Source organism: Nocardia sp. NPDC051321, from assembly GCF_044455225.1.
Taxonomy (GTDB): Bacteria; Actinomycetota; Actinomycetes; order Mycobacteriales; family Mycobacteriaceae; genus Nocardia.
Genome location: NZ_JBITEM010000017.1, coordinates 40,041 through 49,926 on the forward strand (window position 1 = coordinate 40,041; position 9,886 = coordinate 49,926).

General features: G+C 65.2%; 9 protein-coding genes. 6 read left to right on the top strand and 3 right to left on the bottom strand.

Annotated elements, in window-relative coordinates; translation table 11 throughout:
- Positions 1 to 19: 19 nt before the first annotated feature.
- Positions 20 to 781 (bottom strand): siderophore-interacting protein, encoded by a 762-nt coding sequence (locus ACIA8C_RS34935; RefSeq protein WP_397142243.1) that lies wholly within the window; start codon positions 779 to 781, stop codon positions 20 to 22.
- 187 nt (positions 782 to 968) lie between these two features.
- Here ACIA8C_RS34935 and ACIA8C_RS34940 point away from each other — a divergent pair, with 187 nt between their 5' ends.
- Entirely contained in the window at positions 969 to 2,414 is a 1,446-nt protein-coding gene (locus ACIA8C_RS34940; RefSeq protein ID WP_397142245.1) for an amino acid permease, read from the top strand.
- Between the two features lie 93 nt (positions 2,415 to 2,507).
- Here the strand turns inward: ACIA8C_RS34940 and ACIA8C_RS34945 are convergent, their stop codons facing one another.
- The gene (locus tag ACIA8C_RS34945) at positions 2,508 to 3,125 is read right to left on the bottom strand and encodes a TetR/AcrR family transcriptional regulator (protein ID WP_397142247.1); all 618 of its coding nucleotides are present in this window, start codon (positions 3,123 to 3,125) and stop codon (positions 2,508 to 2,510) included.
- A gap of 95 nt (positions 3,126 to 3,220) precedes the next feature.
- Between ACIA8C_RS34945 and ACIA8C_RS34950 the strand changes: the two genes are divergently transcribed.
- From ACIA8C_RS34950 to ACIA8C_RS34965, 4 genes are all read left to right on the top strand, one after another.
- On the top strand, positions 3,221 to 4,240 hold the full coding sequence (locus ACIA8C_RS34950; protein WP_397142249.1) for an oxygenase MpaB family protein: 1,020 nt from the start codon (positions 3,221 to 3,223) through the stop codon (positions 4,238 to 4,240).
- A gap of 3 nt (positions 4,241 to 4,243) precedes the next feature.
- On the top strand, positions 4,244 to 5,587 hold the full coding sequence (locus ACIA8C_RS34955) for an oxygenase MpaB family protein (RefSeq protein WP_397142251.1): 1,344 nt from the start codon (positions 4,244 to 4,246) through the stop codon (positions 5,585 to 5,587).
- Positions 5,584 to 5,838, top strand: coding sequence for a 2Fe-2S iron-sulfur cluster-binding protein (locus ACIA8C_RS34960; RefSeq protein ID WP_397142253.1), 255 nt, complete (start codon positions 5,584 to 5,586; stop codon positions 5,836 to 5,838). The genes ACIA8C_RS34955 and ACIA8C_RS34960 overlap by 4 nt, the downstream gene beginning before the upstream one ends.
- A 147-nt stretch (positions 5,839 to 5,985) precedes the next feature.
- Positions 5,986 to 6,972 carry an endonuclease/exonuclease/phosphatase family protein gene (locus ACIA8C_RS34965; RefSeq protein WP_397142255.1) on the top strand — a complete coding sequence of 329 codons (987 nt, stop codon included), beginning with the start codon at positions 5,986 to 5,988 and terminating at the stop codon, positions 6,970 to 6,972.
- On the opposite strand, the gene ACIA8C_RS34970 is transcribed toward ACIA8C_RS34965, so the two are convergent.
- Positions 6,973 to 8,385: an MDR family MFS transporter gene (locus ACIA8C_RS34970; RefSeq protein WP_397142257.1), complete on the bottom strand. Its 1,413-nt coding sequence runs from the start codon at positions 8,383 to 8,385 to the stop codon at positions 6,973 to 6,975.
- A gap of 660 nt (positions 8,386 to 9,045) precedes the next feature.
- Here ACIA8C_RS34970 and ACIA8C_RS34975 point away from each other — a divergent pair.
- Positions 9,046 to 9,882, top strand: a complete 837-nt coding sequence (locus ACIA8C_RS34975; RefSeq protein WP_397142259.1) for a type II CAAX prenyl endopeptidase Rce1 family protein — start codon at positions 9,046 to 9,048, stop codon at positions 9,880 to 9,882.
- The last annotated feature ends 4 nt before the right edge of the window (positions 9,883 to 9,886 follow it).

The following is a 9,886-nucleotide window of genomic DNA, read 5'->3' on the forward strand; positions in this document are numbered from 1 at the left end:
CAGCGGGATTGCGTTACGTTCAGCCGTTCGCCGGCGCGGTCTCTTTCTCCTTGAGCTCGGCCTTCCATTCGCGGAAGCCCTCTTCGGTGCGTCCGCGCCGCCAGTAGCCGGAGATCGAATTCGCCCACTCGGCGGACACGCCGCGTTCCCGGCGGACGTAGCGGCGCATGTCGTGCATGACGGCCTGCGCCTCGCCGTGGATGAAGACCTGCACCTGGCCGTCTTTCCACGGTGCGTTGCGGACACTCTCGGCGAGCGCTTCGCCCGGTGCCTGGCTGCCGCGGTGCAGCCAGGTGAGTTCGATACCGTCGGGCTTGCGCAGCGGCAGCTCGTCGTCGGGTCCGGCGACCTCGATGAACGCGTAGCCGACAGCCGTCGAATCCATCGCCTCGAGTGCGGCGGCGATGGCGGGCAGCGCGGCCTCGTCACCGGCCAGCAGGTGCCAGTCGGCGTCGGTGCGAGGCGCGTATGCCCCGCCGGGACCGAACAGATCGATGGTGTCGCCGGGCTTGGCCTCGGCCGCCCACGGTCCCGCGATGCCCTCGGCGCCGTGATACACGAAATCGGCCGCGAGCTGGCCTGCGTCCTGGTCGATCGAGCGGACGGTGTAGGTGCGCAGCACGTCGATTCCGTCGCGTTCGAAGATGAACTTGACGTAGGAATCGGTGAACTCGCTGGCCTGGAACGTGGCGAAGCCGGGGCCGCCGAGGTGGACCCGGATCAGGTGCGGGCTCAACCATTCGGTGTGCTGCACGGTCAGGGTGGTGCGGGGTCGGGCCATAGGTGTTCCTCCCACTGCTAATTAGGGTTACCTTACCGACCCTACTCCGAGTTGATCTCCCTGCACAGCTGATTTACCGGTAGCGTGCCGTGCTGTCCGATTCCGGAACATGCGATGATCCCATGTCATGTGTCCGGGGTCACCGACCGACGCCCCCGGAAGTGCCGCAAGAGAGAAGGACCGCACTATGACAGCCGCCGACAGTCATTTATCGGACGCTGGAACCCAAGATTCGACCGGCACCGGCGATTCGGAGGGCTATTCACGCGGCCTGAGCCCGCGGACCATTCAGATGATCGCCATCGGCGGCGCGATCGGCACCGGCCTGTTCTACGGCGCGGGCGGCGCGATCGAGCAGGCCGGACCGGCGCTGATCCTGGCCTATCTCGCGGCGGGCGTGGCGATCTTCGTGATCATGCGGGCGCTGGGCGAGTTGCTCACCTACCGTCCGGTCTCCGGCAGTTTCGCCGAGTACGCGCACGAATTCCTCGGCCGCTACGCGGGTTTCGTCACCGGCTGGTCGTACTGGGCGGTGTGGGTGGCCACCTGCATGGCCGAGATCACCGTCGCTGGGAAGTATGTGCAGTACTGGTTCGACATCCAGCCGTGGATCACGGCGCTGGTGGTGCTCGCGGTGATGTTCGCGGCGAACCTGATCTCGGTGCGGCTGTTCGGTGAGGGCGAGTTCTGGTTCTCCACCATCAAGGTGACCGCGATCATCGGTATGATCCTGCTCGGTATCGGCGTGCTGACCATCGGTTTCGGCCACGCCGCCAACCCGACCGTGACCAACCTGTGGGCCGACGGCGGCGTTTTCCCGAACGGCTTCGGCCAGTCGCTGCTGGTGCTGCAGATCGTGTTGTTCGCCTACGTCGGTGTCGAGCTGGTCGGCGTCACCGCCGGTGAGGCCCGCGATCCGCGCAAGACCCTGCGCAAGGCGATCAATACGCTGCCGTTCCGGATCGGCCTGTTCTACGTGGGTGCGCTGCTGGTGATCATGTCGGTGTCCAGCTGGCGGACCTTCCACGCGGGCAAGAGCCCGTTCGTCGAGGTGTTCCAGCAGATCGGCATTCCCGGTGCCGCGGGCATTATCAATTTCGTGTTGCTGACCGCGGCGCTCTCGTCGTGTAACTCAGGCATCTACTCGACCGGCCGCATGCTGCGCACCCTGTCGCTGCATGGGGAAGCCCCGGCCGCGCTGAACAAGCTGAGCTCGCGCCACGTGCCCTACATCGGCATCTCGGCGTCGGCCGCGGCGATGGTGATCGGCGTGATCGTCAACATCATCTCCCCGGACAAGGCGTTCGCCTACATCACCTCGGTGAGCACCATCGGCATCATCTTCGTCTGGGGCATGATCTTGGTCTGCCACCTGATCTACCGCGCCAGGGTGGCTCGCGGTGAACTCCCGGCCACCGACTATCGCCTGCCCGGCGCGCCTTACACGACCGTGCTGGCACTGGCGTTCCTCGCACTGGTAGTCGTGTTGCTCTTCTTCACCGACAGTGGCCGCACCGCCGTGCTCGTCGGCGTCGTCTGGGCGCTCCTCGTATCCGCCGGCTACCTAGCCCTAACCCGCCTCGGAAAGACCGGCAGCACAACAGATCCCGCGCGCAGCTCCGCAGGCCGCTAAGCACGCCAGCCGCACCACTCCTGATCTCCCGCACCGGAATTCGCATGCGATTCCAGGTGCCGAAAATCAAGAGTGGTGCGGCTGTCCGGAGGTCTACTCGCGTTTTGCTCGTGAACGCTGGTGCGCTGGGGTTTTCGCAGGTGGAGGGCTTGGGGCTGAGCGGAAGTAGTTCAGTACGAGCCGCGTGATGTCGGCGAGGAAGCGCTCGCGGGAGACTGCGGGCTGGTCGAGGATGTAGCGGATGGCGAGGTGTTCGACCGCGCGGACCAGCATCCAGGAGGCCGCTTCGAAGTCCACGTCGTCGGGGAGTGAGTCCCGGTGCATGGTCAGTGCGACGCGGGCCAGCTCGCCGATCTGTTGTTCGAAGGCGAAGACGGTGTTGTCACCGCTGAGCCGCGGCGTCTGCTCGATAACCGCGCGTAGCAGCGCCGGATGGCTGCCCAAAGCATCCAGCAGCGCGGAAATTGCTGCGGGAACGGCGGTTTCGGGCGGCTGTTGGAGTTGGGAAAGCACACTGCTGTGCACCCGGGACGCGACCTCGCTGTTGTAGCGGTCGATCACCGCGGTGACAATCGCGTCCTTGCCCGGAAAATACTGGTACAGCGAACCCGGACTGATTCCCGCCGCTTCGGCGATCCGATTGGTAGACGCGCCGTCATAACCGTGCTCGATCAGCACGGCCTGCCCGGCATCGACGATGCGCCGCACCATCGTGCGAGAGCGCTCCTGCTGCGGCGTTTTCCGCGTCCTCGGCGGCATCAGAAGACGAATTGAACGCGAGTATTTATTCGTGTCAGCATCAATTCATGGTCGCACACAATGACGTGCTGCACGAGAGCCCCAGCGCACCCGTGCCACTCGGTCCGGACTCGTTGACCTGGCGGATCTTCGGGTCGCTCTACTTCGCGCCAAGCGGGCTGTTCCTTGGCATGGTGCAGAACATGCATCCCGGTCTCGGCGCGGGCGTCGAGTACCACTCCGAGATCAAGGACGAGTTCTATCAGCGGGTCCTGCGCTCGGCGTATCCGATTGTCGGCGTGGTCTTCGACGGTCCGCGGGCCGAGCAGACCGCCCGCGAGATCGTGAACTACCACCGCACCATCAAGGGCGTCGACGCGCAGGGGCGGCGGTATCACGCGCTGGACCCCGGCACCTTCTATTGGGCACACGCGGTGTTTTTCGTGCAGACGCTGCGCGCGGGCGAACTGTTCATGGGCGGGCTCACACCCGCGCAACGCGAACAGCTGTGGCGCGAGCAATACCAGTGGTACGAGATGTACGGGATGAGCATGCGGGTCGTCCCGAAGAGCTGGCCGGAGTTCCAGGACTACTGGAATGACATGTGCGAGAACGTCTTGGAGCCGACGCAGGCCGCATGGGAGGTGTACCGGCTGGCCGAGAACGCCCCGGTGCCACCGTTCCCGCTGCTGGAACTGCTTCCGAAACCATTGTGGGAGAAACTCTTTCGCCCGTCAGGTGCCAAGTTCTACAAGTTCGTCACGGTCGGCCTGTGCGACCCGGCTATCCGGCGCACGATGGGCTTCAGCTGGACGCGACGGGACCAGTTCCTGTTCGACCGCTGGTGTGCGCTGTTCACGGCGATGAACCGGGTGACGCCGGACGAGATCCGCTACTTCTTCCCCCGCATCCGGGCCGGTCGCCGCCGCGAACGCGGTCTCCGGCCCGCGACGCTGGCGCCGCCGGAGGCGCCCGAATTGCTCTGGCCCGCAACCGAACACCGCGACGACCCCAAGCACTACTGCCCGGTGCACGCCGATCACGGGTCGACCCCCGCCTCGAAATTCCGGCAACTGACAGGATTTTGACCGATGCTGGACGTGAACACCGCCGCGCACGCGTTCGACTATTACTATCGCGAGGGCATGCCGCTGCGCCCGCCACCGCCGCGTGCCGTCGCCTCCGAATTATGGTACGAGCCAAGAAAATCGATCCTGTCACCGTGGATCGACGTACGGCCGGTCCCGGCCGAAACCCCGCGCACCCGACTGATGGCCGACCACCTCTGGCAGGGCGACGAGCCGATGGACCAGCTGGTCGCCGCGTTCCACCGAATCGGCACCGCCGAGGGCAGGCGGCTCCTCGATCAGGCGCTCGACCACGGCATCGACGCACTCGACGAGCCGCCACCGGAACTCGTCGCGCTGTTCACCACGCTGGACAATCCACCGGACTGGTACGACCCCGACCTCTGGGAGCGCGGCCGCCAACTGTGGATCAACGTCTCCACCTCCGGCAAGCTCGCCATGGGCGTGCAGGACTTCATGGGCACCTTCGTCGGCGCCGAGGTCGCCTCCGCGACCGGCGCCACCGGCCGATTCGTCAACGATCCCTACCGGCGAAACCTGGAGACCTCCACCTGGTTTCGCAATGTGACGGTCCGGGGCGGCATGGACCGCTGGTCACCGGTGTTCAAAGACACGGTGCGCGTGCGACTCATGCACGCCCAGGTGCGCGCCGGATTGCGCCGCGCTTGGGGCGCCGACCATTTCGCCACGCACGGCAACCCCATCTCCAACAGCACGATGCTGGGCGCGGCGGTGACCTTCGGCCTGTCGCCGATGTGCTTCGACCACACCCACGGTCGCAAATCCACTGAGCGGCAACTGAATGCGGTGATGCACTACTGGGCCTACATCGCCTACGTGTTCGGCGTCGCGGACGAACTGATCCCGCGCACCGCCGTCGAAGGCATGGAGATGTCGGACTACATGGTCGCCACGGCCGGTGTCGCGCCGGAGTGGACCGCGAACATGGCCGGGGCGGCAACACATCGCCTCGCGGGCGCAACCAGCGTCATCGATCGACTGAAAGTCCAGGCGACGGCACCGCTGCTCGGCCTGCTGACCTACTTCAGCAGCGAAGCACTCGTGCGAGAGTTGGTCCGCAGCACGCCATTACGTGACGTGCCGGTACAACCATGGTCGTCACTGACCGGCGTCGCGGCCGCACTCGACGTCCGGCTTCGCGCACTCGATGACGCACTACCGGGCGCCAACGCCCGCATGGTCCGCCGAGCGGCCGCCGACGACCCGGTCTGGCGCCGCAACACCAAGGTCGCGAAGTTGCTCGCCGCCCGTGTCGGTATCTACGGCACCCCCTACGACCAACACGACGAGTCAGCCGCCGGCCTGGCCCGCTGCCCCGTCCGATGATTCCGCCCCTCGTGGTCGAACTGCGCAAATCCGGCCGCACAGTGCTGGTTCCACCCGCCTTCACCGTGCTAGAGGCACTGGAGGACGAGGGCATCGCCATCGACTCGATGTGCCGAGCAGGTATCTGCGGAACCTGCGAAACGGTAGCCCTCGCCGCCACCGGCCCCCACCCCGGCGACCACTACCCCCGCCCCCTCCGTCTCTGCACAACCGCCCCAGGCCCCTTCACCCACCTCATCCTCGACCTCTGACCGCCAGCACTATCCCCGACGGCGTACTCAGCACGTGGAGCGGGGACCAACAGACATTTTCGGGTAGTCCGGTACGCGCCTCGAAACGTCTAGGCGGCGCGACAATTGACGGGTACGAATCGTCGGGGCCTGATGAGGATGTGTGTAATGGTCACCCTGCGTATCGCGACGTTCAATCTCGAAAACTTCGATGAGACGCCGAACCCCACGCCCTTCGAGCCGACCCTGGCAGACCGCATCGCGGTGATGCGCCCGCAGATCAACCGCCTCCGCGCCGACGTCTTGTGCCTGCAGGAGGTGAACGGGCAGGAGCGTCCCGGCCAACCTCGGTCGCTGATCGCGCTGACCGACCTGCTGCGAGGCACCGCCCTGGCGGGCTGGAACGTCGTCTCGACCGAGAAGGCCAACGGCGAGGTATTCGACGAACGCAACATCGCGGTGGTCACCTCGCTACCGGTCACCGCGCACGCCCAATTGCTCAACGATCTGGTCGCGGCACCGATCTACCAGGTGCTCACCGCCAATCCACCTGCGGCGCAACCACAGTCGATCGCCATCGAGCGACCGATCCTGCACGTCGAACTCGACCTGCTCGGTTCGCCGCTGCACGTGATCGTGGTGCACCTCAAGTCGAAGCTACCCACCGACATCGCAGGCCAGAAGCTCGACCGCTTCACCTGGCGCGACGCGGGAGCGGCCGCTGAGGGCTCGTTCCTGTCCGCGATGAAACGAATGAGCCAGGCCGTCGAGGTCCGGCGGCTGGTCGATCAGATATTCGACCAGGATCCTGGCGCCCGCATCGTGGTCGCCGGCGATTTCAATTCCACCGCCGACGAGGTGCCGCTGGTCGCCATCCGCGGCGACGTCGAGGACACCGGCAACGGCGCGCTGGCGGGCCGAGTACTGGTGCCACTGGAGACCAGCGTCCCCGAATCCTCGCGCTACTCGCTGTTCCATCACGGCAGGGGGCAGATGCTCGACCACCTGCTGGTCACCCGGAACCTGCTCGCCAACTACCGCGGCACCGAGATCCACAACGAACTGCTGCACGACGAGTCCGCCGACTTCGCCACGGACAAGAAGTTCCCCGAATCCGATCACGCGCCGGTCGTCGCGACCTTCGAGTTCGCTTGACTAGGCGACGACGGTCTTGCGACCCGGCATGCACGCCGCGGCCAGCACCATCACGGCCGCCATCACCAAGACCGCGATGAAGACCAGATGCACCGCCGACGACAGGGTCGACGCCGCCGGATGATCGGTGTGGCCCACCCGCGCGTTCACGATCGCGCCGAAGATCGCGACGCCGACCGCGCTGCCGATCGAGCGGCCGAACATATTGGCCGAGGTCACCACGCCCCGCTCTGACCAGTCCGCACTCGTCTGCGCCGCGATGAGCGTCGGCGTCGCGACCAGGCCCATGCCGATGCCGATCACGAAACACGATCCGGCGACCTGCCACAGCGTGGAATCCTCGTTGATCAGCAGCGTTGTCGCGGCACCCACGGTCGCCAGCCCGCTGCCGATCAGCGCGGTCGACCGAAACCCGATGCGCAGGTACAGTTTTCCGGCCTGCGAGGCGGCGATCGGCCAGCCGAGGGTGAGCACGCCGACGGTGAGTCCGGCGACCAGCGCGCCGGTGCCGAGCACGCCCTGGGTGAACGTCGGGACGTAGGAGGTCAAGCCGATCAGGATGGTGCCGACGAGCACGGAAACCAGGCTGCTCGCGATGATCACCCGGCGGGTGAACACCCACAGCGGCAGGATCGGGTTCTCCGCCCGCCGCTCGACCAGGCCGAACAGCACCAGCAGGACCGCACCGCCGACGAAGATGCCGATGCCTGCGGGGGAGTTCCACGCCCATGCCTGCCCGCCCTCGAGCAAGCCGAGGATCAGCGCACCCGCGCCCACCGTCAAGAGGGCGGCGCCGAGATAGTCCACCTTCTGTTTGCGCCGCGGCGCGCTCTCGGTGAACTTGCGCAGCAGCATCCAGGCCGCGACGGCCGACAGCGGCAGGTTGATCAGGAAGATCCAGCGCCAGCTGAGGTAATCGGCGAAGACGCCACCGAGCAGCGGCCCCGCCACCGAGGACATCGCCCACACGCTCGCCAGATATCCCTGTACCTTCGCGCGTTCGGTGAGTGTGTAGAGGTCGCTGGCGATGGTCATCGTCATCGGCTGGATCGCGCCTGCGCCGATGCCCTGCACGGCGCGGAAGATGATCAGCCCGAGCATGCTCGTCGCCAGCCCGCACAGCAGCGAGCCGAGCGCGAACACCGCGATCCCGAACATGAGGACCGGCTTACGCCCGACCGTGTCGGCGAGCTTGCCGTAGATCGGGACGGTGACCGCCTGCGCCAGGAGATAGATGGAGAACAGCCAGGGGAACTGCGCGAATCCGCCGAGGGTGCTGGTGATGGTGAGCACCGCGGTGGCGATGATGGTGGAATCCAACGCTACTAGGCCCGTCGAGAGCATCAGCGCACCGAGTATGGCGCCACGCTCCGATCGGAAGCCGACCGACGTTGCCACTGTCTCGGTTGCCACGCGCGCGGCCCCTTTCGTTTGTTCGACTAACCACCATCAAGGAACGTAGTCCGGTCCCAGCTATTCCCGCTCGGAATATTTTCGGCGTTCGGGTGTCGAGGTGGTCCGTGGCGAGCCTGCGATCGGCCGGCTTCGGCACCGATCGAGGCCGGCCCGCGAAGGGGTGCCGTAGCCCGGTGTTGGACGACCGTACATACGAAGTTGGACGCCCGCACATCTTCGGCAAACAATTAGCTATCAAATTGACGTAACCAGATGTTCCATTGACTGACGCAGAACGTTTCCGGCAGTTGAATGCCACGTGGTGAATGGTTGACGTCGTTTGTCCGACCAGGTGGAATCGGACGAAAAAATGCGGCGAATGGGACGTATGGCGCTCACTGCATGCGGAGGTCCTTACTCCGTATAAAACCGGTGTCTCAGCTCACAGGCGCTTCCAGGTGGAAGCTGTAGACAGTCATCTCAGTACGGTTGTACTGTCTGCCGATGTGTTCAGGACGACGCCGTAGGTAGGTGATGTCAGTGCTCGGGCAGTAGGGCAAATCACCGATGTTTTCCTCGACCTGCGTTTAATTAGTTGTCCCTAGCATGAGGGCGCGGACGACCCCACTCCACTGAAATGTAAAGACCGACCCGACCGGAAGTGAACGGGGCCTCCCGATGGAAATCTTCTGCATAATTCTGCTTGTCTATCTCGTCTTTGCCGAGCCATTCTTCGAGATATTCTCGGTCCGCGTCTTCACGAAGGAATTCGGTGAGCGCTCCGACGCGCGCGTCCGCCTGTATCAGGGTGGCGTCTTCCGGACCTGGGCGACGCTCGCCGTCATCCTCGTCGCCTTCGCCGTCAGCGGCACCTCGGTACACGAGCTCGGGCTGACCCACTTCGACTTCGCCGTCTTCCGCGGCTTCTCGCTCACCGAGAAGATCATCAGCCTGGCCATCGTCGCCATCTACGTCTCGTATCTACTTGGACCCGTGCTGATTCCACTGCTCGGCGGCCGGCGCGGCAAGGACTGGATCGCGCACAAGATCGAGTACGTCGTCTTCATCACGCCGGAGAGCTCGATCGAGCGGTTCTGGTGGCTGGCCAACTCGTTCAGCACCCCCGCCGAGGAGGTCGTCTACCGCGGCTTCACCATCTACGCGGTCGCGCTGCTGTGGCCGGACCTGCCGTTCTGGATCCTGATCATCGTTGCCGGTGGCGTCATCGATGGCCTGCGGCACGGATTCCGTCCCGCCGTTTCCGCTCAGGTGATATTCGGTGGTGTCGCCCTCGCGCTGACCTACAAATTGACCGGAGCGATCTGGCCGACGATCGCGGTGAAGCTCTTCCATGATCTGCGCGTGCTGGCGTTCCCGCTGGCCCAAGCCCGCCGCAACTTGGCCGAACGTGGCTTGTCCGAGATCCCCGGGAAAACCCTCACCGACCATAATGTCCCCGCCGCTGCGGACAATACTGATAATTCAGTCGAGCCACGTACGTCTGTTTCTACGTAGTAGG

Bases quoted from the DNA above. Each gene is read 5' to 3' on its own strand.
- ACIA8C_RS34950 (WP_397142249.1), top strand. From the start codon at position 3,221: ATGGTCGCACACAATGACGTGCTGCACGAGAGCCCCAGCGCACCCGTG.
- ACIA8C_RS34965 (WP_397142255.1), top strand. From the start codon at position 5,986: ATGGTCACCCTGCGTATCGCGACGTTCAATCTCGAAAACTTCGATGAG.
- ACIA8C_RS34960 (WP_397142253.1), top strand. From the start codon at position 5,584: ATGATTCCGCCCCTCGTGGTCGAACTGCGCAAATCCGGCCGCACAGTG.
- ACIA8C_RS34940 (WP_397142245.1), top strand. From the start codon at position 969: ATGACAGCCGCCGACAGTCATTTATCGGACGCTGGAACCCAAGATTCG.
- ACIA8C_RS34975 (WP_397142259.1), top strand. From the start codon at position 9,046: ATGGAAATCTTCTGCATAATTCTGCTTGTCTATCTCGTCTTTGCCGAG.
- ACIA8C_RS34955 (WP_397142251.1), top strand. From the start codon at position 4,244: ATGCTGGACGTGAACACCGCCGCGCACGCGTTCGACTATTACTATCGC.
- ACIA8C_RS34935 (WP_397142243.1), bottom strand. From the start codon at position 781: ATGGCCCGACCCCGCACCACCCTGACCGTGCAGCACACCGAATGGTTG.
- ACIA8C_RS34945 (WP_397142247.1), bottom strand. From the start codon at position 3,125: ATGGTGCGGCGCATCGTCGATGCCGGGCAGGCCGTGCTGATCGAGCAC.